This is a genomic window from Caulobacter sp. NIBR1757 (assembly GCF_027912495.1).
Classification (GTDB): domain Bacteria; phylum Pseudomonadota; class Alphaproteobacteria; order Caulobacterales; family Caulobacteraceae; genus Caulobacter.
In genome coordinates this window covers 3,812,614-3,836,263 of record NZ_CP115463.1, presented here as the reverse complement: position 1 = coordinate 3,836,263, position 23,650 = coordinate 3,812,614, and the positions used below count along the sequence as shown (strand labels likewise).

The window sequence follows — 23,650 nt, the reverse complement described above, 5'->3', positions numbered from 1 at the left end:
CAGGTGGCCAGGCGACCTTTCGGCGACCCCGGTTCGCCGACCCTTGGCTTTACCAGTATCCTGATAACCGGCTAACGTATATCGCGTGAATGGGGAGCGGGCCGGGGGATCATGAGCGCCGAAATCGGCCAGTTCGCCCTGATCCTCGCCTTCGCGCTGGCGCTGGTGCAGTCGGCCGTGACGATGTGGGGGGCGCATCGGCGCGATGACGCCCTGATGGGGCTGGGCCGAATGGCCGCCCTGCTGCAGCTGCTGTTCGTGCTCATTGCCTTCGCGGCCATCGCCTGGGGCTATGCGACACTCGACTTCTCGGTCGAGCTGGTCGCCCGCCACAGCCATACGACCCAGCCGCTGGCCTACCGCCTGGCCGCCACCTGGGGCAGCCACGAGGGCTCGATGGTGCTGTGGATCCTGATCCTGGCTCTGCATGGCGGGGCGCTGGCCGTCTTCGGACGCACCCTGCGGGCGACCTTCCTCGCCCGCGTGCTCGGCGTCCAGGGGCTGCTCGGGGCCGCCTTCCTCGGCTTTTCGCTGCTCACTTCCAATCCCTTCGCGCGCCTGAGCCCGGCGCCCCTCGAAGGGACAGAGCTCAATCCGCTGCTGCAGGACCCCGGGCTGATCAGCCATCCGCCGTTGCTCTACCTCGGCTATGTCGGCTTCAGCGTCGCCTTCGCCTTCGCCGTCGCCGCCCTGATCGAGGGCCGGGTCGACGCCGCCTGGGCCCGGTGGGTCAGGCCCTGGGTGCTGTTCGCCTGGACCTCCCTGACCCTCGGCATCGCGCTGGGCAGTCACTGGGCCTATTACGAGCTCGGCTGGGGCGGCTGGTGGTTCTGGGATCCGGTCGAGAACGCTTCCCTGATGCCCTGGCTGATGGGCACGGCCCTGCTGCACAGCGCCCTGGTGCTGGAAAAGCGCGGCGCCCTGATCAGCTGGACGCTGCTGCTCTCCATTCTGACCTTCTCCCTGAGCCTGATCGGCACCTTCCTTGTGCGCTCGGGAATCCTCAACAGCGTCCACGCCTTCGCCGTCGACAGCGCTCGCGGCGCTTACGTCCTGGCCTTCTGCGTCGCCGCCACCGGCGGGGCCCTGGCCCTCTACGCCTGGCGGGCCCCGGCCATGCGCACCGGCGCCATCTTCGGCCCCATCTCCAAGGAGGCGGGGATCACCCTCAACAACCTGGTGCTGGTGGTGGCGACGGCCACCGTCTTCCTCGGCACCTTCTATCCGCTGCTCTACCCGCTGATCGCGGGTGGGGCGACGATCACCGTCGGCCCGCCCTTCTTCAACCTGATCTTCCTGCCGCTGTTCGCCATCCTGCTGACCCTGGTCGGCTTCGGCCCGCTGCTGCACTGGAAGCGGGATCAGGTGAAGGCCATCCTCATCCGCCTGCGCTGGCCGCTTGGCCTGTTCGTCATCGCCCTCCTCGCCGGGACCTTCGCCTTCGGCCTGGCCAGGACCCTGGCCGCCTTTGGCATCGCGCTCGGCGTCTGGCTGATCGCCGCCGGCGGCCTGCTGCTGGTCCGCCGCTGGGGGATCGGTTCGAAGACCGCCGCCGCCAGTTGGACCCTGGTCCGCACCACCCCCGTCGCCGTCTGGGCCGTGGCCCTGGCCCATGCAGGCCTCGGCGTCACCTGCATCGGCATCACCGCCATGGGCGGCTTCGAAGCCAACAAGGTGCTGCGCATGGGCCCCGGCGACCAGGTCGAGTTCGCCGGCCGCACCGTCATCCTCGACAGCCTGGGCCAGGTCATCGGCCCCAACTACCAGGCCGATCAGGGCGTCTTCCGCATCATCGGCGGACGCGGCCCGAGGCAGCTGATCTCCGAGCGCCGCTTCTATCCCTCCAGCCAGACCCAGACCATCGAGGCGGCCATCGGGCCCTCACTGGTCGGCAACCTCTACATTTCGGTCGGTGATCGGGACGAGGCGGGCAAGGCCGTCATCCGCCTGTGGAACCACCCCTTCGTCGGCTGGATCTGGGGCGGCTCGATCCTGATGGCGCTCGGCGGCCTGATCTCGCTCAGTGACCGCCGCCTGCGCCTCGGGGCCCCGCAACGCTCCAGGGTGAAGGCGGGCCGCAAGACCGCCGGTGCCGCCGCATGAGGCGCCTGGCCTTCATCGTCCCGGTCGTTGTCTTCCTGGGCATCGCCGCCGTCATGGCCATCGGTCTCGGCCGCGATCCGAAGATCCTGCCCTCCATGCTGATCGGCAAGCCGTTGCCAGCCTTCAACCTGCCCGACGTCCGCACCGGAACCGGCGGCCGCGGCCTTGCGAGCAGCGACTTCGAGGGCAAGCCCGGTCTGATCAACGTCTTCGCCAGTTGGTGCGTCTCCTGCCGCATCGAGCACCCCTTCCTGATGCGGCTGAAGGCCGAGGGCGTCTCGATCCACGGCCTCAACTGGAAGGACAAGGGCGACGCCGGGGCCCGCTGGCTGACCCAGTTCGGCGACCCCTACGATCGCGTCGGCTATGACCCGACCGGCCGAACCGGCATCAATCTGGGCGTCACTGGCGCGCCGGAGACCTTCGTCATCGATAAGAAGGGTGTGGTCCGCTACCGCCACGTCGGCCCCGTCGATCCCGAAACCTGGACCACCACCCTGAAGCCCCTGCTCGACAAGCTGGAGGCCGAAGCATGAAACGGCTCCTTGCCCTTATCCTCGCCTTGACCGTCGTCGCCGGTCCGGCCCTCGCGGTTCTGCCCGAAGAACAGCTCAAGGATCCGGTCCTCGAGGCCCGCGCCCGGCATCTGTCCAAAGAACTGCGCTGCGTCGTCTGCCAGAACCAGACCATTGACGACTCCGACGCCCCCCTGGCCGCCGATCTGCGCGCCATCCTGCGCGAGCGGCTGACGGCCGGCGACACCGACGAGCAGGCCAAGGCCTATCTCGTCCAGCGCTACGGCGACTTCGTGCTGCTCAAACCGCCGATCAACCCCGCCACCCTGTTCCTGTGGTTCGGCCCGGCCCTGCTGCTGCTCGGCGGCGCCTTCGGAGTCTGGCGCTACTGGCGCGGACGGTCGGTCGTCGCGCCTGCCCCCCTCGACCCGGATGAACAGGCCCGGCTCAAAGCCCTGCTGAGTGAGACGTCATGATTCTCTGGATGGTCCTCACCCTGCTGGTCGCCCTGGCTGTCGTCGGCCTGGTCATCCCGCTGGCCCGGCCGCGTAAGGCGGTCGACGCCGCCGCCACCCCGACCGGCATCCTCGCCGACCAGCTCAGCGAGCTCGACGCCCAGGCGGCCGCTGGAACCGTCACCGCCGACGAGGCGGCCCGGCTTAGGCTGGAGATCGAGCGCCGCATGCTGGCCGAGGCCAAGGGCCCCGACGCCCCCGCGCGGCCCCTGAGCGAAAAGTCCCTGCTGCGGCTCGCCTTCGGCCTGGCCGCCGTCGTCGCCATCGGGGCCACTGGCCTCTATGCGGTGATGGGCAAGCCCGAAATCGCCTCTGCCAACGCCGCCGCCGCCAAGGCGCCCGACGGTACGGCGGCGCCGCCGCCCGACCATCCGGGCGGCGACATCCCGGCCATGATCGCCCAACTGCAGGCCCAGGTCGCCCGCAATCCGAACGACGCCGAAGGCTGGCGCATGCTCGGCTGGTCCTACTTCCAGACCGGTCAGTTCAGCGAGTCGGCGGAGGCCTACGACAAGGCGGCGACCAACGATCCCGCCAATCCCGAACACCGCTCGGCCCAGGGCGAGTCCCTGGTCCAGGCCGCCGGCGGCCAGATTACCCCCGCCGCCTCCGCCGCCTTCCGGCAAGCCCTCAAGCTCGATCCGAACGATCCCCGCGCCCGCTACTTCCTGGCCGTCGAGAAGGACCAGGCCGGCGACCAGGCCGGGGCCATGGCCGACTGGATCGCCCTGATCAACGCCGCTCCCGAGGGCGCCCCCTGGGTGGGCGAAGTCCGCAACTTCGTCGAGGACCTGGCCCGCGAACGGGGCGTGGACCTGACCGGCCGGCTGAAGCCGGTCAGCGGAGGCGCCGCCCCGCGCGGCCCGTCCGCCGACGACATCGCAGCGGCGCAGACGATGACCCCGGACGACCAGCAACAGATGATCCGCGGCATGGTCGAGGGCCTCGAAGGCCGTCTTCAGGAACAGCCCCGCGACGCCGAAGGCTGGATCCGCCTGATGCGGGCGCGGATGGTTCTGGGCGAACCAGCGGCGGCATCGCGGGCGTTGAAGCAGGGCCGCGCGGCCTTCGCCGGTTCGCCTGCCGAGCAGGCGAGGATCAGCGAGGCGGCGAAGGGGTTGAAGGTGCCGGGGGCGTAAGATCGCGCAGCGGCGCCGTGCAGCTGACAATCCGGGCGGTCCGCCAGCCGAACAGGCCGGGATTGATGTCCAGGCAGGCGGTTCCTCCGACGATGGTCCCCTCATAGACCGCCGAACTGACATCCAGGTGGGCGATTTCCTCGCCGTCTGCCAATCGCAGGCTGATATCCGGCCCACTTCGGTTCAGGTCCTCGCGCCAGATGATTGTGGCAGCCTCCACCTTGCCCGGCGAGGGGTCGAGCAGCACGTTGGCCTGTACAGCCGCGCCCCAGCTGAAGAACAGGGCGATCATCGCATTGCAGATCGTCGCCCAACTAAACAGCCGCCCCTCCGCCCGCACGCAGATGGCAGTCATCGGAAAGGCCAGGCCCAGACAGACAAGAAGCGGCCAACCCCAGTCCACCAGCTCGACATCTGAGATGGCCCTCAGACCCGTCGCCAAGCCGGCAAGGCTCCAGAGCCCGGTCAGGTTGAGCCGCCTCCCCAATCGCCGGCCAAAGGACAGTTCCTCGCCGTCCTCGACCGCGATCCAGTCCGGCCAACACGTCGCCGCGACCAGGAACGCCAGCGGCGCCAAGCCGACCACGATCACCAACGGCAGGTAGGGCACGGGCCAGAAGATCAGCCACAGGGCAAGCACCCAACTCAGGCCATTCAGCCAGCGGACCCAGGTCGGCAGGCCGTGGAAGTGGTCGTAAAGTGTCAAATGCGCCCCCCGCCGAGACCAATGATCGGCCAACGGACCGCGGCAGCTTCTCCCATCACGCCCTCTCAGGCTAGACTGCCGACCATGAGCGCCGCCCAGCCCCTGCATCCCGACACCAACCCGGACCTTGCCAATCTCGGCCTGCCGGGCTGGATCTATCACGACGCCGACTTCTTCGAGGCCGAGAAGGCGGCGGTGTTTCGCACCAGCTGGCAGATCGTCTGCCACCTGTCGGACATCCCGCAGGCCGGCGATTTCCACACTCTCGATTTCCTCGGCGAGAGCCTGGTCGTGGTGCGCGGCGACGACGACAAGGTTCGCGCCTTCCATAACGTCTGCCGTCACCGCGCCTCGCGGGTGGTCGATGGGCCGAGCGGCAACTGCGGCGTCCGCATGACCTGCCCCTACCACGCCTGGAGCTACGACCTGCGCGGCCGCCTGGCCGGGGTGCCGCATGCCAAGGCCTTCGGCGACTTCGACCGCGCCGCCCACAACCTGACCCCCGTCGAGCACGAGGTCTGCCTGGGCTTCGTCTTCGTGCGGCTTGAGGGCGGCCTGCCCAGCGTGCGCGAGATGCTCGGCGACTACTATTTCGAGCTCGAACACTACCGCATGGACGAGCTCCAACCCCTCGGCCGGGTCACCCTGCGCGAGCGGGACGTCAACTGGAAGAACGTCTCCGACAACTACTCCGACAGCCTGCACATCACCGTCGCCCACCCGGGCCTGACCCGGCTGTTCGGCGTCGGCTACGGACTGGAAGCGGGTCCCTGGTGCGACAAGATGTGGGGCGCCCTGCGCTCCAGCCCGTCGGACAGCTGGTCCGAGCGGGCCTACCAGCGCTTCCTGCCCGACGTCGATCACCTGCCGGCCGACCGCAAGCGGCTGTGGACCTATTTCAAGCTCTGGCCGAACGTCGCCTTCGACGTCTATCCCGACCAGATCGACTTCATGCAGTTCCTGCCGGTGTCGCCGACGAAGACGCTGTTGCGCGAGATCGCCTATGTCCTGCCTGACGATCGGCGTGAGATGAAGGCGGCCCGCTACCTCAACTGGCGCATCAACCGGCTGGTCAACATCGAGGACAAGGCGCTGATCGAACGGGTCCAGGCGGGGATGGCCTCGTCGAGCTACGCCATGGGCCCGCTCAGCGAGAACGAGGTGGCGCTGAAGAGCTTCGCCCGGCGGATGCGGATGTTGATTCCGCAGAGCCGACTGGGCAGTGCGCCTGCCAAGGGTTGGGCGCGCTAACCTCCCTCCCCGAATTGGGGAGGGCAGACGCGCGGTTACGCGCGTCGGGTGGGGAAGTCGGTTCGAGACCTTCAAGATTAAAGCGATGAGACGCCCCACCGGTGGGGCCGGTGACCCACTGCCCCACCCCGCGCGCAACGCGCGCCTGCCCTCCCCATTCGGGGAGGGACGGAGCTAGATCGCCGCCCGCCGGATCACCAGGTTCCGGATCTCCGTCATGTCCTCCATGGCGAACCGCACCCCCTCGCGCCCCAGCCCCGAGTCCTTCACCCCGCCGTAGGGCATGTTGTCGACCCGGTAGCTCGGCACGTCGTTGATCAGCACCCCGCCGACCTCCAGTTCGTCCCAGGCGGCCATGGCCTTGTGGATGTCGCGGCTGAAGACCCCGGCCTGCAGACCGAAGCGGCTGTCGTTGACCTCGGCCAGCGCCGCCTTGAAGTCGCTGAACCTGGACAGAATAGCCACCGGCCCGAACGCCTCCTCCTCGCGCAACTTCAAACCGCGCGGCACGTCCTCCAGCAGGGTCGCCTCCAGCATCGCCCCGTCGCGTTTGCCGCCGCACAGCAGGGTCGCGCCGGCCGCCGCCGCGTCCTCGATCCAGCCCTCCAGCCGCCGGGCCTCGCCAACGTCGATCATCGGCCCGATGAAGGTCTCTTCCTGGCGCGGATCGCCCATCACCAGCGCCTTGGTCTTCTTCACCAGCGCCCGCTTGAAGGCGTCATAGACGGCCTCATGGACGATGATCCGCTGCACCCCGATGCAGCTCTGGCCCGACTGGTAGAAGGCCCCGAACACGATCCGCTCCACCGCGTCGTCAATGTCTGTATCCGCATCGACGATCACCGCCGCGTTGCCGCCCAGCTCCAGCACCACCTTCTTCTTGCCGGCCTTGGCCTTCAGGCCCCAGCCCACCTCCGGCGAGCCGGTGAAGCTCAGCAGTTTCAGCCGCTCGTCGGTGGTGAACAGGTCGGCCCCGTCCCGCGTCGCCGGCAGGATCGAGAAGGCCCCCTTCGGCAAATCGGTCTCGCTCAGCACCTCGCCGATGATCAGCGCCCCCAGCGGCGTGCGGCTGGCCGGCTTCATGACGAAGGGACAGCCCACCGCGATGGCCGGGGCGATCTTGTGGGCCGCCAGGTTGAGCGGGAAGTTGAAGGGCGAGATGAAGCTGCAGGGCCCGATCGGAACCCGCTTCCACATGCCCTGATAGCCGCGGGCCCGGGCCGAGATGTCCAGCGGCTGCACCTCGCCGGTCATTCGCACGCTCTCTTCGGCGGCGATGCGGAAGGTGTCGATCAGGCGGGTGACCTCGCCCCGGCTGTCACGGATCGGCTTGCCGGCCTCGATGCACAGGGCCTCGGCCAGCTCGTCCTGCCGCTCGCTGAAGCGCGTCACGCAGTGGGCCAGCACTGCCTGGCGCTCATAGGCCGCCATGCGCGCCATGGGGCCGGTCGCCTCGACGGCCGCCGCGATCGCCTGGTCGATCAGCGCCGGGCTGGCCATGGCCACCCGCGTCGCCACCTTGCCGGTGTACTTGTCGGTGACCTCGAGGTCCTGGTTGGGGCTCAGCGCCTCATTGGCCAGGTACAGCGGATAGGAATCCTTCAGCGGCATGGCGCTTCCCCAAAACAAACTCGGCGGCCAAACGCTTAGCGCTGGCCGCCGGTTCGCAGAAGGAAAGTTTATCCGCCGCTAGGGCAGGCCGACGCCGAGGGCCAGCAGGGTCTCCGTGGTGACCCCGCCCGCCAGCTTGCGATCGGACTGGAAGCGGCTGAGGGCCGCCCGGGTCGGCGCGCTCAGCTGGCCGTCACGGGGACCGGTGTAGTAGCCGCGCAGGCCGAGCGCCGACTGCATGTCCCGAACCAGCTGCGGGGTGAGCCGCACCTGCTGGGCGCCGCCGGCCTCGGCGTAGGGCCGGGGCGCGGCGTCGGCGCCGTAGAGGCCGCCCGCCTGAGGCGCCGAGCAGTTGTCGATGCAGTCGCGGCCGTAACCACCACCCGACGGCGGCGCCGGCGGCGGCTTCGGATAGGATTTCGGCGGCTTGGGATAGGACGACGGCGGCGGGGGCGGAGCGTAACCCGACGGCGGCGCCGAGTAGCTGGCCTTGTCGGCACAGACGATCTCGCGCCACTGGAAGCTGGTGTCGGACACCATCCGCTGCTTGGTCACCGTCTTGTAGATGGCCGGGATGGTGTAGGTCTCGACCCGCTCCTTGGTGACCACGACCCGCACGCGGACCGAGCGGTACTCGGCCGGAATAACGCGCTTCTCGACCCGGGCGTCCTGGTCGATGACCTGCCGGGTGACCACCTGCGTCTCGGCCGGCACCTGGATCTCGACCGTACGTTCGGGGGTGCGCAGCACCTTGCGGGTGACGGTGGAATACTCGGCCGGCACCTCGACCAGGCAGAGCACCTCGCCGGTGGACAGCACCTTGTAGTGGTTGGGATCGCTCGGCCGCTGGTCCTTCGGCACCCCGCGGCGCCACTCGTAGTGGGCCTCGCGAACCATGACCCGCTCGGTGATGGTCTCATAGACGGCGGCCACCGTTTCGGTGCGCACGCTGGCGGCCTTGAGGATGATGGTCTCGGTCACCGTGCGATAGGTGGCCGGCAGGGTGATGTATTCGACCCGCTCTTCGCGGACCAGCACCTGCTGCACTTCCTCGCCGTAGACGGCCGGGATGACCCGGGTCTCGACCCGCGCCGGGCTGTCGACGATCTGCTCGGTGTAGCTCTCGTAGGACGGCGGGATCAGCACCTTCTCGTAGCACTTGCCCGGCACGGCGTTCGGCGGGAAGTCGCCGCCCGGTCCGCCGGCCATCGCGCCGCCCGCGGAAAGCGCCAGCAGCGTCGCGCCCAGCGCCACGCCACCCAAAAGTTTCGACCTGCCCATTTTCGTTAAGCCCCTTCAAATAGCCCGCATTAACCATAGTCGGGACGAGGAATAGGCCAAGAGAAAACGACGTTATTCGCCTGCCGAGCGACACGAATACAGAATGAGTCGCCCGGCAAACGTGACCCGCCGCCACGAACTCGCCTGTCAGGCGAGCGAACACCCGAAATGGGCGAGTATCGATGCACCCATTTCGGGCGCATTACTGTTTCCAGGTCAGCTCGGCGTCGACGATGACGGACAGCAGGCTGGTGGCCGTGGCCGTCCCTCGTCCGTCCAGCGGCGTCACGGTCAGCTCGATCGTCCGCATCCGGCGCGCCGCTCCGTTCCAGGCCCCGTCCAGGCTGATGCGCAGGCCCTGCCGCGACTCGCAGGCGCCCGACGGCACCAGGAACAGCGAATCGGTATCGACCTCCTGGCCGTCGGCCAGCACCCGGATGCGGATCACCGACGCGGCGTCGGGATCGGGCTTCACCTCGATGAAGCCGGTCGTCACCGCCTCGGTCGCCCCGATGGCCTCGGCCGGGATGGTGACCAGGGCCGTCTGCGGGGTCCGGATGTCGCCGGCCAGGTTGATGGTCTCCTGCTTCACCATCCGCATCGGGGCGGCGGCGAAGACGATCGGCGGCGTCATGTCGAAGGGATAGTCGTAGCCGAAGTTGGTGGTCCGCATGGTCGAGGCCGCGTCGACCGTCGGGGCCAGGCGCCCGCGTGTGTCGATGAAGCCGCTGAACTGCTCGTCGCGCCAGGGCTTGGGATAGAGGCCGTCGCTGTTCTTGGAATGCCAGAGCGTCCAGATGCGGTCGATGTTGCAGTGGTGCATCCAGAAGAGTGGATCGTTCGGGGCCCGGTCCAGCCGGCCCATGTCGCCGCCGACGAAGCCGTGGATCATGTTGTGGCCGCTCCACTCGGCCGAGCCGGAATAGCCGCCCTGGGCCGGCGTCCCGACATTGCGGGCCCGGCCGAAGAAGGTGGAGAAGTCGTCGGTGATGCGGCCCTGGAAGCGCTGGCCGTTGCGCTGCATGAAGGCCCGCAGGCTGTCGCCCGGGGCCGCGTCCCGCCGCATGGCGAACGAGGGATCGGACGAGACGATGGCCGGCATCCGGTCGTCATCCCAGTCCCAGTAGGGCAGGGCGAAGTTGGCCTTGCCGCTGAACCGCGCCACCTGCCGCTCGAACCAGACCAGCTGCAGCCGGTGCCAGGGCAGGAAGCGCCAGGACGAATGGTGGCGCTGGCGCATGTCGGCGTGCAGGGCGATCTGCTGTTGCCAGACCCCCGCCGACTTCATCAGCGGAATGGCCCGCCGCAGGGCCGCCAGGTCCGGGTCATTGGCCGCCAGGCTGGAGACCGGCCGCCTCAGGCGCACCGCCTGGGCCATGGACAGGTCCACCCCCGCCAGTCCCGCCCCGATGATGCCGGCAAGCGCCGCCCGCCGATGAATGGCCATGATGTTACGCCCCTGAACAACCCCGGCGGCGATTGGCTGACCGCGAGGGCCCGAAGTCAATCGCTGTCGCCCTCAAGGGGAAGAGCCGGCCTTGTTAGCATCCAATACCAATCCGTCATCCCGGGCGCCCGCAGGGCGACCCGGGACCCAGGGGCCGAGGGCTGTGTGTTGGCCCCTGGGTCCCGGCTCTACCCCCGGCTTTCGCCGGGGTCCGGCCGGGATGACGGGAGATGTGCGATCCATTCCCTACAGAAAAGCACTCGACGCCTCCCCGGTCCCGGCCAATAGTCCGCAGCTTCCCGGCGGGCCGCCACCAGAGGTCCCGCCCCGTTCCGGAGGCCCTTCCCATGCAGTCCAACCGTCGCCAACTCCTGCTGGGCGCCGCCGCCGTCGGCGTGGTCGCCTCCCTTCCTCTCGCCGCCTGCGCGCCGGCCGCCGCCGCCAACCGCCCGGTCGACGACGCCAAACTCGGCGCCCTGCTCGACGCCTTCGTCACCGAGATCCTCGTCGCCTCGCCGGAGACGGCCACCTCGCTCGGCCTCGACAAGGACGCCCTGGCCGGCCTCAGGAGCAAGCTGTCGGACGCCTCCGTCGCCGGCCGCCGCAAGACCGTCGAGGACTACAAGGGCCGCCTGGCGCGCCTGCGGGCCATCGACCGCAAGGGCCTGAGCGAGCGCGACACCACCCTCTACGACACCGTCGCGGCCTCGCAGGAGCTGGGCGCGCAGGGCGGCGCCTTCAGCTACGGCGGCGACTACGCCAATCCCTATGTGATCAGCCAGCAGAACGGCGCGGTCGGCGGCATCCCCGAGTTCCTCAACAGCCAGCACCTGATCAAGACGCGGTCCGACGTCGATGCCTACATCGCCCGCACCGAGGCGCTGGCCGGCGTCATCGACCAGGAGACCGAGCGCTTCCGGGCCGACGTCGCGGCCGGCGTCACGCCGCCGAACTTCATCCTGCCCAACCTGCTCGGCCAGCTGAAGGGCTTCCGCGCCCAGCAGGCCGGCGAGACGGGCCTCGTCAAATCCGTCGCCGACCGCGCCAGGGCGGCCAACATCGCCGGCGACTTCGCCGCCCCGGTCACCACCCTGGTCAGCGACAAGATCTTCCCCGCCATCGACCGCCAGATCGCCGCCGTCGGGGCGGCGATGAAGACGGCGACCAGCGACGCCGGCGTCTGGAAACTGCCGCAGGGCGAGGCCTATTACGACTGGGGCCTGAAGATCGGCACCACCACCACCCTGACCGCGGACGAGATCCACACCCTGGGGCTCGAACAGGGCAAGGCCATCGACGCCGAGATGGACGCCCTGCTGAAGGGCGAGGGCTTCACCACCGGCACGGTCGGCGAACGGGTCAGCGCCCTGACCAAAGACCCCAGGCAACTCTACGCCAACACCGAGGCCGGCCATAAGGAGCTGATCGCCTACCTCAACGGCTGCATCGACAAGATCCGCCCGCACATGACGGAGCTCTCGAAGCTCGGGCTCAAGGCCGCCGTCGAGGTCAAGGCGGTGCCCAAGGACATCCAGGACGGCGCCGCGCTCGGCTACATGAACTTCGCCTCGCTCGATGGTTCGCGCCCGGCCATCTACTATGTGAACCTCAAGGATACCGGCAACTGGCCGCGCTATTCGCTCAACAGCCTGACCATGCACGAGGCCATTCCCGGCCACGCCTGGCAGGGCGCCTATCTCGCCGAGAAGCACGACCAGATCCACACCATCAGCTCGCTGATCGGCTTCAACGCCTTCGTCGAGGGCTGGGCCCTCTACGCCGAGCAGATGGCCGATGAGGTCGGCATGTATCAGGGCGATGCGCTGGGCAAGGTCGGCTACCTGCAGGCCCTGCGCTTCCGCGCCGCCCGGCTGGTGGTCGACACCGGCCTGCACGCCAAGAAGTGGACCCGCGACCAGGCCATCAAGTGGATGACCGAGGCCACCGGCCGCTCGACCGGCGCCATCACCTCGGAAGTCGATCGCTACTGCGCCAGCCCCGGCCAGGCCTGCGGCTACAAGGTCGGCCACACCGAGATCGTCCGCCTGCGCGAAAAGGCCAGGGCGGCCCTGGGCGCCAAGTTCGACATCCGCGACTTCAACGACACGGTCGTCGCCACCGGCGGCACGCCGCTGACGGTGCTCGGCACAGTGATCGACCGCTACATCGCCGGGGCGAAGTAGACCCCCGGTAGTCAGTGGGTTCGCCTCTGGGAGGCGAACCCACACACCGCACCTCTCGCTTTCCCCATTTCCGGTGATAGGCTCCCATCAGTCGCATGGGGGAGTATCCGGCATGATCAACCGCCGCACCGCGCTCGCCGGCCTGACCGCCGCCGCCGCGACCCCGGTCCTGGCCGCCCCGACGCGCCGCCAGAACGCCGGCAGTCCTGTCGAGCTGCCCCTGAAGATCACCCGCGGCCTGCCGTGGACGACCGTGGCCCTGCCGGATGGCCGCAGCTTCCCGTTCGGCCTGACCACAGGCCAGCGCAAATGGGGCGCCCACCCCTCGGTGACCAACCCGGACTACGTCCCCGGCAAGAACAGCGGCGGCTCCCAGATCGAGCGGGCGGTGATCGGCGGCAAGATCGAGGATACCGCCATCCCCTGCGAGAGCGTGCCCGGCTTCTTCGAAGGCCTGCCCATCGCCGGCCTCATCGGCGTCATCCGCTATCAGCCGGTGCTGATGGACTGGGACCGCCAGGTGCTCAGCATCAACACCCGCGCCGTCCCGGCCGGCTATCGCAAGCTGCGCATGGACGGGCTGGTCGGCACCTTCGCCTGTATCAAGCTCGACATCGACGGCCACACCGCCCGCGTCTGGGTCGCCCCCTTCATCCCCTGGGGTCTGCACCTCAGCACCGGCTGGGTGAAGCGCGAAGGCCTGTGGGACAAGTTCGCCCGCCGGCGCAACGACTACGACGGCGAGGGCAATATCCTGCACCAGAGCGTCATCGCCGAACGCATCACCGTCGGCGGGCTGACCCTCGACAACGCCGTGGTCCGGCTGAACGCCCGCGAGGACCGCTACCTTCGCCACCTCGGCGGCAGCAATGACGGGGTCATCGGCTTCGACCTGCTGAAGCGCCTGAACATGCATGTCGACCGACCGCAGGACGCGCTCGTTTTCCACGTCGGCTACAGCGGCTATCGCCACGACCCTTACGTCGACGACCGCGCCGGCATGGCCTTCACCGACTACGACGGCGCCCTCACCGTCACCTGGATCGACGAGACCGGCCCCGCCTTCAAGGCCGGCGTCCGCCGCGGCGACGTCGTGGTCGCCGCCGACGTCGAGGCCGGCGTCGCCGGCCTGCCCTACGCCCTGACCCGGCCGGCGGGGACGCAGGTGGCGCTCGACATACTCCGGATTCAAAAACGCTCCCGCGTCGTCGTGACCCTCGAGGACCGGCTGTAGCGCCGCGACGGCCGAGACGGGCTGTCCGAGGAGGGTCCGGGGTGGGAGCCCGGTAGGTTTTGAGAGGGTGTAAACGCCGTTTCGGGTGGGCGCCGGGTTGGATTTAGGATGTTGAAAAACAACACAAAATCGTCCGGACGGTCCGCCGGGCTCATGCTATAATGGCTTCGCTTCGACAAGCCGCCCGGACCGAAGCCGCCTAGACCGCCTCCAGCACCGTCGCCACCCCCTGGCCGCCGCCGATGCACTGGGTGGACAGGGCGTACTTCCCGCCCTGCCGCTTCATGATCTGCGCCGCCTTGGCGGTGATGCGGGCCCCGGTGGCGCCAAGCGGGTGGCCGATGGCGATGCCGCCGCCGTCGATGTTGACCCGCGCCTCGTCGATGCCGAGCTCGCGGATACAGGCCACCGCCTGGCTGCCGAAGGCCTCGTTGATCTCGATGACGTCGATGTCTTCGATGCTCAGTCCGGCCCGGGCCAGCGCCTTGCGGGTGGCCGGCACGGGGCCGATGCCCATCAGCTCGGGCGGACAGCCGGCGGCCGAGACCGACCGGATGGCGGCCAGGATTTCGAGGTTATGACGTTGCGCATAGGCTTCACTGACCACCAGCACCGCCGAAGCCCCGTCGGTCAGCGGCGAGGCGGTGCCGGCGGTGACCGAACCTTCGGGCCGGAAGGCGGGCTTCAGACCGGCCAGGCCTTCCAGCGTCGTGCCGGGGCGCAGGCAGCCGTCGGTATCGATCACCGTGCCGTCGGCGAGGACGATGGGGACGATCTCGTCCTTCAGCCGCCCGGCCTGTTGCGCCGCGAACGCTTTCTGTTGCGAGGCATAGGCCAGCTTTTCCTGGTCCTCGCGGCTGACATGATAGAGGGCGGCCACGTTCTCCGCCGTCTCGCCCATGGTGATGTAGGCCTCGATGCCGATCTCTTCGCTGTCCGGGCTGACGCCCTTGAACTTCGGGTTGGGCGAGAAGTTGAAGCCGCCCTGCGGCACCATGGTCATCGACTCGACGCCGCCGACAAGGAAAGCCTCGCCGGCCCCCAGCGCGATCTGGCCGGCGGCGATGTGGATGGCCGACATCGACGAGCCGCAGAAGCGGTTGACCGTCATGCCGGGAACCTCAATGGGCAGGCCCGCCAGAAGGCTGGCCAAGCGGGCGATGTTGTTGCCCTGCGCGGCTTCCGGATAGGCGCAGCCGAGCAGCACATCGTCCAGCGTCGCCGGATCGATGCCGCTGCGCTCCACCACCGCCTTCAGGGCGGCGGCGGCCAAGTCGTCGGGCCGCACCCCGGCCAGGGCGCCCTTGCGGGCGAAGTGGAACGGCGTGCGGGCATAGGTGGCGAGTACGGCGCGGGTCATCGGGGGGTGCTCCTCAGGCGGCGACCGCCGACCGGACGCCGTAGCGGTCCGCCGACTGGTCGCGGGACAGGTTGGGGGCCAGGTTCAGGCGGGCGGTTTCCAGCGCCTGCCAGTCGGCGGCGTCGGGCAGGGCGGGGATGGTCACCGTCTCGCCTTGCGCCAGGCCGGCGAGGGCGGCGTCGACCATGTCCTCGACGCCCATCACCATGCCGGCCGGCAGGCTGTCGACGTCGACGCCGCTCTTGGCCCAGATGTCGGTGCGGGTGGCGCCGGGCAGCACGGCCTGGACGCGGACGCCCTTGTCTTTCAGCTGGGCGGCCAGGGCCTGGCTCAGGGCCAGCACATAGGCCTTGCTGGCCAGATAGGTCGGTTCGAACCGCTCGGGCAGCAGGGCGGTGACCGAGCCGATGTTGATGATCGTGCCCTTGCCCTTGGCGGTGAAGGCCGCCGCGGCGGCCGCGGCCAGCCGGGTCAGGGCGGTGATGTTGAGATCGATCAGGTCCTGGATGCGCTCGGGATCGTGCGTTTCGAAGGTCCCGCCGATGGAGATGCCGGCGTTGTTGATCAGGCCGTCGATGTCAGGATCGTTGTGGAGCCGCCGCTCGACCGCATGCAGGTCGGCCGGCGAGCCGAGGTCGGCCGGGAAGACCTGGACGGTCGTTCCGTCCCGGGCGCTCAGCCGTTCGGCCAGGGCCTCGAGCTTCTTCAGGTCGCGGGCGACCAGCACCAGGTCGTGGCCGGCGGCGCTCAGCCGGTCGGCATAGGTCGCGCCGATGCCGCTGGAGGCGCCGGTGATCAGGGTCTTCGTCATGAGTCAGTCTCCTTTGAAAACTGATATGGGAATACCTTGCCTCGGCGGAAGGGGCCGGGCGATCAGACAGGCGGTTTTCCGGCTCATATCTTCGTATGGTGGGCGTCCCCGTTTTGGTGTGTCATTCTGCCCAAATCGGCCGCTCCCGAGCTCCCAATGCCCCAGGCAATCGTCCATATCGTCGATGACGACGCGTCCCTCGCGGACTCGCTGGGCAGCCTGTTCCGCTCGGTCGGGCTGGAGAGCCGCACCTACGGTTCCACCGCCGATTTCCTGGACGCCGACCTGCCCGACACGCCCGGCTGCCTGGTCCTCGACGTCCGCCTGCCCGGCGTCAGCGGTCTCGACTTCCAGGGCCAGATGGCCGACCTCGGGGTGCGCCTGCCCGTCGTGCTGATGACCGGCCACGGCGACATCCCGATGAGCGTGCGCGGCATGAAGGCCGGGGCCGTCGACTTCCTGCCCAAGCCCTTCCGCGACCAGGACATGCTCGACGCCGTCGCCGCCGGCATCGCCAGAGACGGCGCCCGCCGCGCCGCCGAGGTCGACCTCAACCCCGTCCGCGACCTCTACGCCACCCTGTCGCCCCGCGAGCGGCAGGTCATGGCCCTGGTCACCGCCGGCAAGCTCAACAAACAGGTGGCCGGCGACCTGAACCTCTCGGAGATCACCGTGAAGATCCACCGCGGCTCGGCCATGCGGAAGATGCAGGCGAGGTCGTTGGCCGACCTGGTGCGGATGGCGGAAACGCTGGGTCTCTAGCTCATCCTCCCCCGTTCACGGGGGAGGGGGACCGCGCGAAGCGTGGTGGAGGGGGCGAGGGCCGTGCTGAGACAGCCGTGGTTTCGAAGAAGGGTCGGTAGGGTCCGGCGCACGGCCCTCGCCCCTTCCACCCCCGGCTTCGCCGGCGGTCCCCCTTCCCCGTAAACGGGGAAGGATGCGGGTGCGACAAACCGCCTGACACCTACGTATAGTTTCTGACGGCCGCGCCAGATGCGACAACCCACTGGCAGGGATACAGAAAAGGCCGTTTCCAGAGTGACCCAACCGCTTATCGCCATCGTCGAGGACGACGAGTCCCTGCGCGAGTCCCTGGTCGGGCTGGTGCGCTCGCTGGGCTACCGCGCCAGCAGCTTCGCCTCCGCCGACCTCTTCCTGGCGGCCGGTGAGGAGGCCGCCTGCGACTGCATCATCACCGACATCCAGATGCCCGGGACCAGCGGCATCGACCTCAAGCTCAAGCTGGCCGCCGCCGGCCGCAGCGCTCCGGTCATCATGATCACCGCCCGCACGGAGGCCGCCGTTCACGCGGCAGAGCTTCGCCAAGGGCTTTGCCAACACCCTGCCGCAGAGCCAGCTGGCCGCCGAATACGACGCCCAGATCGTGCCCTCGCCGGGCCGCATCTTCTATGACGTGGTGCTGGGCCGCGGGGCCCGGGTGAACTGGAAGAACCCGGCCCGCGCCCCGCTGCTGCTGATCGCCGCCGAGCACGACCGCACCGTGCCGACCCCGATGGTCAAACAGAACTACGCCAAGCAGAAGCGCGCCCCCAGCGCCACCGACTTCCACCTGTTCTACGGACGCAGCCACTACCTCTGTAACGAGGTCGGCTGGGAAGACGTCGCAGACTACTGCCTCGACTGGGCGGTGGCGCACCTGCCGTCACAATCCAGGCCCAAGCTCGCCGCCGTCGCCTGAACCCCAAAATCAAGGAGCAAGACCATGCCTTTCATCACCGCCAAGGACGGCGCCAAGATCTTCTACAAGGACTGGGGCAAGGGCCAGCCGGTCCTCTTCTCTCACGGCTGGCCGCTGACCGCCGACGCCGGGGACGGCCAGATGACCTTCCTGGGTCAGAACGGCTACCGCGTCATCGCCCATGACCGCCGCAGCCACGGCCGTTCCGACCAGACCTGGAACGGCAACGAGATGGATACCTACGCCGACGACCTGCACACCCTGATCGAGACGCTGGACCTCGAGGACATCGTCATGGTCGGCCATTCGACCGGCGGCGGCGAGATCACCCACTACGCCGGCCGGCATGGCACCAAGCGTATCGCCAAAATGGTGCTGATCGGCGCGGTGCCGCCGCTGATGCTGAAGACGGACGCCAACCCCGGCGGCCTGCCCATCGAGGTCTTCGACGGCATCCGCAAGGGCACGTTCGACAACCGCGCCCAGTTCTTCAAGGACCTGGTCATCCCCTTCTACGGCTACAACCGCGACGGGGCGAAACTGTCCGAGGGTGTCCGCGACAGCTTCTGGCTGCAGGGCATGATGGGCGGCATCAAGGGCCAGCTCGACTGCATCCACGAGTTCTCGGAGGTCGATTACACCGAGGACCTCAAGGCCATCGACAAGCCGACCCTGATCCTGCACGGCGACGACGACCAGATCGTCCCCATCGGCGCCTCGGCCCTGCTGTCGTCCAAGCTGGTCAAGGGCGCGACCCTCAAGGTCTACAAGGGCGCCCCGCACGGCTTCCCGACCACCCATCAGGACGAGGTCAACGCCGACCTCCTGGCCTTCATCCGGAGCTAGCCCCCCGTCTCCGGACAGGCCCGCGCCGCTTCATCCCCCCATGTGGCGGCGCGGGCCGCTCTTCGTTCGAGGCTGTCATGAGCAAGACCATCGTCCTGATCCACGGCGCCTGGGTCACCCCGGCCAGCTGGGCCGACTTTCGTCAGCCCTTCGAGGCGGCCGGATACAGCGTCCACACCCCGACCTGGCCGCTGCTGGACGGCTTCACCGCCGCCGAGATCAATGCGGCCCCGCCCGCCGGCTTCGGCGCCCTGACCGTCGGCAAGGTGGTCGATCATCTTCAGCGCTTCATCGAGACCCTGCCCGAACAGCCGATCCTGATCGGCCACAGTTTCGGCGGCCTCTACACCCAGCTGTTGCTCGACCGCGGCGTCGGCGTCGCCGGGGCGGCGATCAACCCGGTGCTGATCGGCGGCATCGTGCCGGGCCCCACGACCCTGACCGCGGCCCTGCCGATCCTGGCGCGGCCCAATGGCTGGAACCGCCCCTACGCCTTCACCCGCGAGCGCTGGTTCCGCCGCTTCGCCAACGCCGCCCCCAGGGCTCTCTCGGACGCGGCCTACGACGCCTACGTCATTCCCGCGCCCGGCCGCATCTTCTACCAGGCGGCCAGCTGGATCGGCACCGGGATCGACCCTCGCCGCCGAACGGCCCCCCTGCTGATCACCGAGGGCGCGGCCGACCGGCTGGTCACGCCCTACCTGAGCCGCGCCGCCTTCAACATACAGAAAGGCTCACCCGCCAGGACCGACTACGCGGCGTTCCCGGGGATGAGCCATTTCCTGATCGCCGAGCCCGGCTGGGAGCGGGTCGCCCGCACCGTGCTCGACTGGATTCAGGATCTCTAGGCCTTCGCCGTCTCCGCCCTGGCCGGGGTCGCCAGCCGCCAGGCCGAGCCCAGGATATTGCCGACCGTCTCGATCATCATGAACAGGCCGATCAGGGTCAGCAGGGTCGCCAGGCTGAAGTGGCCATCGGCCATGCGCCGGGCGCCATCGATCAGGGCCTGCATCGAGTCCACATGGATGACCGGCGACAGGGGAGAATAGCTCCACAGCCACAGCAGACCGCCCAGCCGCACGAGCGCCAGGGTCAGCTGACCCAGCGCCGCGACCCGCCGCGCCCCCGGCCGCCAGGCCCGGAACAGCTCCAGGCCGATGCGGGCCGCGAGGTAGGCGAGGATCGGCCAGAAGGCGACTTCGACAATGCTGGTCAGGATGGCCCCGTAGTCGATGCCGTCCATCACCCAGCTGCCGGCGCCGGGGCGCAGGTCGGCGATCGGCAACACGCCGGTCCACCACAGCAGCAGGACGGTCAGGCCCATGGCCGCGCCCAGGGCGTTGGCCGCCGGAGAGCTCGACTTGAAGCCCATGGTGACGCTCATGCTCTTGCCCTTCTGTCCTTCCTTGAAGCTGCGTTCGAGCGCCTCGGTGTCGAAGGCGGCGAACTCGAACAGGTGCAGGTCCTTGACCCGCCATTCGCGCAGGAACTTCGGCTTCTCCGGCTGCCGCTCGATGATGAAGCCGGCGATGGCGGCGAAACCGATCAGGGTGATGCCGCCCGAGACGATGTTGCTGAAGGCGTGGCCGATGCCTTCACTTAAGCTCAGCTCGCCGACCAGAACCTGGATGGCCGAGGCCAACAGGGTGATGACGATGAGCGCCGCCAGCCCGATCTTCACCGCGAACAGGAAGTAGGGATACAGTTCCGGCCCGATCAGATGGTTGGCCCCGGTGTGATACCGCCCGGCGACGGCCAGCGGATGGCCGACCTCGCGCAGGATCGCCTCCTGCTCGCCGTCCGTCAGCGGCCGTCCGAGTTCCTCCTCCTTCGCCTCGAAGCGGGTGAGGATCATGTCGCGCAGCTCGGCGACAATGTCGTCCCGGGCGTCCTTGGGCAGCTGCGCCGCCACGGCTTTCAGATATTGGTCCAGCAGGGTCATCGCCCCCTCCGTGTCAGATTGTTGTGTGGGTTCAGAGCATCCGGTCGAGCGAGGCGGAGATTCTCCGCCACTCGGCCGCCAGACGCTCCAGCATGGTCTGGCCCTGGGCGCTGAGGCGGTAGAACCGCTTCTTGCGCCGGTCTTCCTCGCGCCATTCGGAGTCGAGGAGGCCTTGCGATTCCAGCCGGCGCAGCAGGGGATAGAGGGTGCTTTCCTCCATCTCCAGCCCGTCCTCGGCCAGGGCGACGCGCAGGGAATAGCCGTATTGCTCGGTCTTCAGCCGGGCCATCACCGCCAGGATCAGGGATCCCCGGCGCAGCTCCAGCTTCAGGCTCTCAAACAGATCGGTCTCGGACATCACAGCTTCGCCTTGGCGTCACATAGTGTGTGACACACAGTGTATGGCGCATACTGTGTGAGGGAGTCAATGGGGACATGGACCCAGCTTCCGCAATGAGTCAGGAGGCCATGAGGCGGCGCCCGGGGTACGTGTCCCCGCTACCGGCGGTAGGAGAGGGGACACGTACCCCGGGTGGGGTCGGCTCTACATTCTGAAAGAGTTGGCGAGGCGGGGTACATGTCCCCGCCGCGCCGCAGGCCGGCTATCCCTCGATCGCGTAGTGGATCGGCTTGAAGCTGTAGTTGTTCGACTGCAGGGCCGAGCAGGCGGTCAGGGCGACCACCAGGTCCATCTCCGCCTCGAGCAGGATGTGGTCGCCGGCCTTGCTGAGCGGCGGTTCGACCTTGAGCTCGGCGGTGGCCGGATCGACCGTCACATTCATGAAGATGTTGAACGCCGTCGGGATCTGGTCCGGCGTCACCCCATAGGGTTCCAGCGCCTCGGCCAGGTTGCCGAAACAGCCCCGGTGCGGATGCTCGTCGCCGTAGATGATCCGGAAGGTGTCCTTGGAACAGGGCGTCAACAGGAAGTCATGCCGCCCGACCGTATCCTCGACGATGCGCAGCATGACGTTGCTGCGGTTGGAATAGAGCGGATCGCCGGTCGTCAGGTACAGCTTGCTGGCATAGTCGAGGCTGCGTCCCGAACTGATCACCTCGGCCGTGTCGTCGGCCCTGAACGCCAGCATGTCGGAGACCTGCTCGCCCTGCGGATCGATGACCCGCAGCCGTTGGCCGGCGTTCAGCCGGAAGGCGACGCCGGTGCGCGGCGCGATCTCAATTGTCATTGGCGTTGCCGGTCTTGGGCGCGTTCGGATCGTAGGGGCAGGTCAGGGCCGGCGGCGACTTGAACGGCGGGGTCCAGCGCGGCCCCACCTGTCGGCCGCTGTACTGGCGCGCGGCCGAAATCTCGCCATGGCCGGCCAGCATCGGGTTGGTCGAGCCGGCGATGGCCACGTCGCGCTTGAGGATCGAGGCGCGCAGCTTGTCGTAGCGGCCTTGCTCGCGCAGGGTCTCGAACTGGCCGTGCGGGTTGAAGACGATGGCCGGCCGCTCGAAGCGCCGGGCCAGGCGGCTGGCGCCCGGATGCAGACCGACGACGAAGAAGGCCTCCTCGCCGAAGCTCATGGCAAAGTGCGGACTGTCGACGTCGTCGCTGACGCGCGGATCGTGCAGATAGCCGTTGAAGGCGTCCTTATCGGCCAGCGATTGCAGCCGCTGCCAGAGGGCGGTCTCGAAGGCCGCCTCCTCCATCTGGTCCGGCTGATGGAAGACCACGGCCAGGCTCTGGAACGGGTGCGGGTCGGCCTTGTAGCGGGCGGCGAAGCGAGTGACGGCGGCGAAGATGGTGGTGTCGTCCCAGGACGAGCGGACGTCCCGCGCCTCGATGATCTCCATCTCGGCCCGGGCCAGCGCCGACTTGGCCCCGACGCAGGGAAACGCCGAGTCTTCCAGGAAGGCGGCGAACCGCTCGCCCAGACGATCGCCGTTCATGCTCGGCTCACCCACGACAAACCAACCTTTCCAGAGCCACTGCAAGCCGGCTCATTGAACGGATCTTGTCGATCCACGAGAGGGCGATAAGCGGCCCAAGGTCGGTTTTGTTCACGTCGACGATGTAGATTCTTCCGTCCTGGCGATCACGAAGGATGTCGAGGCCGCCCCAGTCGGCGCCCATCCGGGCGTTGAACGCGACGATCAGGGCCAGTTCGCGGGGGCTGAACACCTCAGCCGGCGCGTGCAGCGTGGCCCGTCGGTTCTGGATGGCGAAGCGGCGCCCGGCCGGCTTGAGCTTGGTCCAGACCAGCACCGGCGCCCCGCCGGCGCAGGGGGTGCGCAGGTCGTGGCATGCGCCGCTCCGGTCGGCGGTGTCGATGAGCTTCTGGTAGACATGGCCCGGTCGGGGCGCGAGCGGTCCCTCGACGATACGGCCGTCATGGACCCCGTTCTTCTCCGACTTCTCCACGATCGGCCCGGCCGTGATCATCGGATCGACGCTCAGGGGATAGCCGAACACCGCCTCGAACACCGCCGCCACATGGCTCTTGGAGACGTCGGCGCAGCCGAAGTTGAGGCCGCGCAAGCGACCCGCGCTTTCCGGCAAACCCACCGTCACGTCGTCGAAGTAGAAGGCCGCGTCCGCCTCTTCCGGCCGCCGGGCGACATCGATGCCAGCCCACATCGCCGCGGCCCGCACCAGGTACCAGGGCCTTGGCCGCTCGGGCGCGAACCAGATGGCCAGCGGTTGCCGGCGGCCCTGCCTTGCCAGGAAGGCCACCGGCCAAAGCAGGGCGAGCCACAGGGCCCAGGCGGCGATCTCGGCGAGCACCGGGCCGTTGAGGCTCAGTTTGATGTCGGTCTTGCGGATCCGAAGTCGCCCGTTCTCCCAGGCGAAGTCAGAGATCCAGGGCGCGGCGCGCGATGGCGTCGGAGCATCGAGGTGAGCGACCATGGCAAGCCCAATGGCGGAGCCGGACCGAAGTTCCGCCTTGGAGGGTGCGCCTGTTGACGACCTGCCGCAACACATCCCTCCCCGAACTGGGGAGGGCAGACGCGCGGTTACGCGCGTCGGGTGGGGAAGTCGGTCACTGACGTTCGCGACCAACCA

23 protein-coding genes are annotated in these 23,650 nt (G+C 68.6%); 12 read left to right on the top strand and 11 right to left on the bottom strand.

Annotated elements, in window-relative coordinates; genetic code table 11:
- Positions 1-111: 111 nt before the first annotated feature.
- From O5I81_RS18510 to ccmI, 4 genes are read left to right on the top strand one after another with little or no spacing between them, the layout of a single operon-like run.
- Entirely contained in the window at positions 112-2,103 is a 1,992-nt protein-coding gene (locus tag O5I81_RS18510; protein WP_271066337.1) for a heme lyase CcmF/NrfE family subunit, read from the top strand.
- Positions 2,100-2,639 carry a DsbE family thiol:disulfide interchange protein gene (locus tag O5I81_RS18505; protein WP_271066336.1) on the top strand — a complete coding sequence of 180 codons (540 nt, stop codon included), beginning with the start codon at positions 2,100-2,102 and terminating at the stop codon, positions 2,637-2,639. The genes O5I81_RS18510 and O5I81_RS18505 overlap by 4 nt, the downstream gene beginning before the upstream one ends.
- The gene (locus O5I81_RS18500) at positions 2,636-3,094 is read left to right on the top strand and encodes a cytochrome c-type biogenesis protein (RefSeq protein ID WP_271066335.1); all 459 of its coding nucleotides are present in this window, start codon (positions 2,636-2,638) and stop codon (positions 3,092-3,094) included. The genes O5I81_RS18505 and O5I81_RS18500 overlap by 4 nt, the downstream gene beginning before the upstream one ends.
- Complete coding sequence (gene ccmI / locus O5I81_RS18495; protein ID WP_271066334.1) at positions 3,091-4,272, top strand: c-type cytochrome biogenesis protein CcmI; 1,182 nt, start codon at positions 3,091-3,093, stop codon at positions 4,270-4,272. Before O5I81_RS18500 ends, ccmI begins: the two co-directional genes overlap by 4 nt.
- On the opposite strand, the gene O5I81_RS18490 is transcribed toward ccmI, so the two are convergent.
- A complete protein-coding gene (locus tag O5I81_RS18490) occupies positions 4,232-4,978 on the bottom strand; it encodes a hypothetical protein (protein ID WP_271066333.1) in 747 nt (248 codons plus the stop codon). The two genes, ccmI and O5I81_RS18490, sit on opposite strands and share 41 nt — an antisense overlap.
- 84 nt (positions 4,979-5,062) lie before the next feature.
- Between O5I81_RS18490 and O5I81_RS18485 the strand changes: the two genes are divergently transcribed.
- On the top strand, positions 5,063-6,229 hold the full coding sequence (locus O5I81_RS18485) for an aromatic ring-hydroxylating dioxygenase subunit alpha (protein ID WP_271066332.1): 1,167 nt from the start codon (positions 5,063-5,065) through the stop codon (positions 6,227-6,229).
- 174 nt (positions 6,230-6,403) lie between these two features.
- Here the strand turns inward: O5I81_RS18485 and O5I81_RS18480 are convergent, their stop codons facing one another.
- The 3 genes from O5I81_RS18480 to O5I81_RS18470 form a co-directional block, all read right to left on the bottom strand.
- Positions 6,404-7,840, bottom strand: coding sequence for an aldehyde dehydrogenase family protein (locus O5I81_RS18480; protein WP_271066331.1), 1,437 nt, complete (start codon positions 7,838-7,840; stop codon positions 6,404-6,406).
- A gap of 78 nt (positions 7,841-7,918) precedes the next feature.
- Positions 7,919-9,121 carry a peptidoglycan-binding domain-containing protein gene (locus tag O5I81_RS18475; RefSeq protein ID WP_271066330.1) on the bottom strand — a complete coding sequence of 401 codons (1,203 nt, stop codon included), beginning with the start codon at positions 9,119-9,121 and terminating at the stop codon, positions 7,919-7,921.
- Between the two features lie 202 nt (positions 9,122-9,323).
- Positions 9,324-10,568 carry a tyrosinase family protein gene (locus O5I81_RS18470; protein WP_271066329.1) on the bottom strand — a complete coding sequence of 415 codons (1,245 nt, stop codon included), beginning with the start codon at positions 10,566-10,568 and terminating at the stop codon, positions 9,324-9,326.
- 347 nt (positions 10,569-10,915) lie between these two features.
- Between O5I81_RS18470 and O5I81_RS18465 the strand changes: the two genes are divergently transcribed.
- Positions 10,916-12,751 carry a DUF885 family protein gene (locus O5I81_RS18465; RefSeq protein ID WP_271066328.1) on the top strand — a complete coding sequence of 612 codons (1,836 nt, stop codon included), beginning with the start codon at positions 10,916-10,918 and terminating at the stop codon, positions 12,749-12,751.
- Positions 12,752-12,863: 112 nt separating this feature from the next.
- Positions 12,864-13,985: a hypothetical protein gene (locus O5I81_RS18460; RefSeq protein WP_271066327.1), complete on the top strand. Its 1,122-nt coding sequence runs from the start codon at positions 12,864-12,866 to the stop codon at positions 13,983-13,985.
- A gap of 199 nt (positions 13,986-14,184) precedes the next feature.
- On the opposite strand, the gene O5I81_RS18455 is transcribed toward O5I81_RS18460, so the two are convergent.
- On the bottom strand, positions 14,185-15,345 hold the full coding sequence (locus O5I81_RS18455) for a thiolase family protein (RefSeq protein ID WP_271066326.1): 1,161 nt from the start codon (positions 15,343-15,345) through the stop codon (positions 14,185-14,187).
- Positions 15,346-15,358: 13 nt separating this feature from the next.
- Positions 15,359-16,156: an SDR family oxidoreductase gene (locus O5I81_RS18450; protein WP_271066325.1), complete on the bottom strand. Its 798-nt coding sequence runs from the start codon at positions 16,154-16,156 to the stop codon at positions 15,359-15,361.
- Positions 16,157-16,312: 156 nt separating this feature from the next.
- On the opposite strand from O5I81_RS18450, the gene O5I81_RS18445 reads away from it, so the two are divergent.
- The 5 genes from O5I81_RS18445 (at position 16,313) to O5I81_RS18425 (ending at position 19,549) form a co-directional block, all read left to right on the top strand.
- Entirely contained in the window at positions 16,313-16,918 is a 606-nt protein-coding gene (locus tag O5I81_RS18445; RefSeq protein ID WP_271066324.1) for a response regulator transcription factor, read from the top strand.
- A 276-nt stretch (positions 16,919-17,194) separates the two neighbouring features.
- On the top strand, positions 17,195-17,569 hold the full coding sequence (locus tag O5I81_RS18440; protein WP_271066323.1) for a response regulator: 375 nt from the start codon (positions 17,195-17,197) through the stop codon (positions 17,567-17,569).
- Positions 17,541-17,855 carry a hypothetical protein gene (locus O5I81_RS18435; protein ID WP_271066322.1) on the top strand — a complete coding sequence of 105 codons (315 nt, stop codon included), beginning with the start codon at positions 17,541-17,543 and terminating at the stop codon, positions 17,853-17,855. Before O5I81_RS18440 ends, O5I81_RS18435 begins: the two co-directional genes overlap by 29 nt.
- Before the next feature lie 24 nt (positions 17,856-17,879).
- Entirely contained in the window at positions 17,880-18,701 is an 822-nt protein-coding gene (locus tag O5I81_RS18430) for an alpha/beta hydrolase (RefSeq protein WP_271066321.1), read from the top strand.
- Between the two features lie 77 nt (positions 18,702-18,778).
- Positions 18,779-19,549: an alpha/beta hydrolase gene (locus O5I81_RS18425; protein ID WP_271066320.1), complete on the top strand. Its 771-nt coding sequence runs from the start codon at positions 18,779-18,781 to the stop codon at positions 19,547-19,549.
- Here O5I81_RS18425 and O5I81_RS18420 read toward each other — a convergent pair.
- From O5I81_RS18420 to O5I81_RS18400, 5 genes are all read right to left on the bottom strand, one after another.
- The gene (locus tag O5I81_RS18420; protein ID WP_271066319.1) at positions 19,546-20,643 is read right to left on the bottom strand and encodes a hypothetical protein; all 1,098 of its coding nucleotides are present in this window, start codon (positions 20,641-20,643) and stop codon (positions 19,546-19,548) included. The genes O5I81_RS18425 and O5I81_RS18420 overlap by 4 nt on opposite strands.
- A 31-nt stretch (positions 20,644-20,674) precedes the next feature.
- Complete coding sequence (locus O5I81_RS18415) at positions 20,675-21,004, bottom strand: helix-turn-helix transcriptional regulator (RefSeq protein WP_271066318.1); 330 nt, start codon at positions 21,002-21,004, stop codon at positions 20,675-20,677.
- Between the two features lie 241 nt (positions 21,005-21,245).
- The gene (locus O5I81_RS18410; protein WP_271066317.1) at positions 21,246-21,830 is read right to left on the bottom strand and encodes an urea carboxylase-associated family protein; all 585 of its coding nucleotides are present in this window, start codon (positions 21,828-21,830) and stop codon (positions 21,246-21,248) included.
- Complete coding sequence (gene gntA, locus O5I81_RS18405; RefSeq protein WP_271066316.1) at positions 21,820-22,536, bottom strand: guanitoxin biosynthesis heme-dependent pre-guanitoxin N-hydroxylase GntA; 717 nt, start codon at positions 22,534-22,536, stop codon at positions 21,820-21,822. Before gntA ends, O5I81_RS18410 begins: the two co-directional genes overlap by 11 nt.
- A 7-nt stretch (positions 22,537-22,543) precedes the next feature.
- A complete protein-coding gene (locus tag O5I81_RS18400) occupies positions 22,544-23,494 on the bottom strand; it encodes a hypothetical protein (RefSeq protein WP_271066315.1) in 951 nt (316 codons plus the stop codon).
- Between the last annotated feature and the right edge of the window lie 156 nt (positions 23,495-23,650).

Excerpts from the sequence above, each read along its gene's own strand:
- O5I81_RS18510 (WP_271066337.1), top strand. The coding sequence starts at position 112 with ATGAGCGCCGAAATCGGCCAGTTCGCCCTGATCCTCGCCTTCGCGCTG.
- O5I81_RS18505 (WP_271066336.1), top strand. The coding sequence starts at position 2,100 with ATGAGGCGCCTGGCCTTCATCGTCCCGGTCGTTGTCTTCCTGGGCATC.
- O5I81_RS18500 (WP_271066335.1), top strand. The coding sequence starts at position 2,636 with ATGAAACGGCTCCTTGCCCTTATCCTCGCCTTGACCGTCGTCGCCGGT.
- ccmI (WP_271066334.1), top strand. The coding sequence starts at position 3,091 with ATGATTCTCTGGATGGTCCTCACCCTGCTGGTCGCCCTGGCTGTCGTC.
- O5I81_RS18485 (WP_271066332.1), top strand. The coding sequence starts at position 5,063 with ATGAGCGCCGCCCAGCCCCTGCATCCCGACACCAACCCGGACCTTGCC.
- O5I81_RS18480 (WP_271066331.1), bottom strand. The coding sequence starts at position 7,840 with ATGCCGCTGAAGGATTCCTATCCGCTGTACCTGGCCAATGAGGCGCTG.
- O5I81_RS18475 (WP_271066330.1), bottom strand. The coding sequence starts at position 9,121 with ATGGGCAGGTCGAAACTTTTGGGTGGCGTGGCGCTGGGCGCGACGCTG.
- O5I81_RS18470 (WP_271066329.1), bottom strand. The coding sequence starts at position 10,568 with ATGGCCATTCATCGGCGGGCGGCGCTTGCCGGCATCATCGGGGCGGGA.
- O5I81_RS18465 (WP_271066328.1), top strand. The coding sequence starts at position 10,916 with ATGCAGTCCAACCGTCGCCAACTCCTGCTGGGCGCCGCCGCCGTCGGC.
- O5I81_RS18460 (WP_271066327.1), top strand. The coding sequence starts at position 12,864 with ATGATCAACCGCCGCACCGCGCTCGCCGGCCTGACCGCCGCCGCCGCG.
- O5I81_RS18455 (WP_271066326.1), bottom strand. The coding sequence starts at position 15,345 with ATGACCCGCGCCGTACTCGCCACCTATGCCCGCACGCCGTTCCACTTC.
- O5I81_RS18450 (WP_271066325.1), bottom strand. The coding sequence starts at position 16,156 with ATGACGAAGACCCTGATCACCGGCGCCTCCAGCGGCATCGGCGCGACC.
- O5I81_RS18445 (WP_271066324.1), top strand. The coding sequence starts at position 16,313 with ATGCCCCAGGCAATCGTCCATATCGTCGATGACGACGCGTCCCTCGCG.
- O5I81_RS18430 (WP_271066321.1), top strand. The coding sequence starts at position 17,880 with ATGCCTTTCATCACCGCCAAGGACGGCGCCAAGATCTTCTACAAGGAC.
- O5I81_RS18425 (WP_271066320.1), top strand. The coding sequence starts at position 18,779 with ATGAGCAAGACCATCGTCCTGATCCACGGCGCCTGGGTCACCCCGGCC.
- O5I81_RS18420 (WP_271066319.1), bottom strand. The coding sequence starts at position 20,643 with ATGACCCTGCTGGACCAATATCTGAAAGCCGTGGCGGCGCAGCTGCCC.
- O5I81_RS18410 (WP_271066317.1), bottom strand. The coding sequence starts at position 21,830 with ATGACAATTGAGATCGCGCCGCGCACCGGCGTCGCCTTCCGGCTGAAC.
- gntA (WP_271066316.1), bottom strand. The coding sequence starts at position 22,536 with ATGAACGGCGATCGTCTGGGCGAGCGGTTCGCCGCCTTCCTGGAAGAC.
- O5I81_RS18400 (WP_271066315.1), bottom strand. The coding sequence starts at position 23,494 with ATGGTCGCTCACCTCGATGCTCCGACGCCATCGCGCGCCGCGCCCTGG.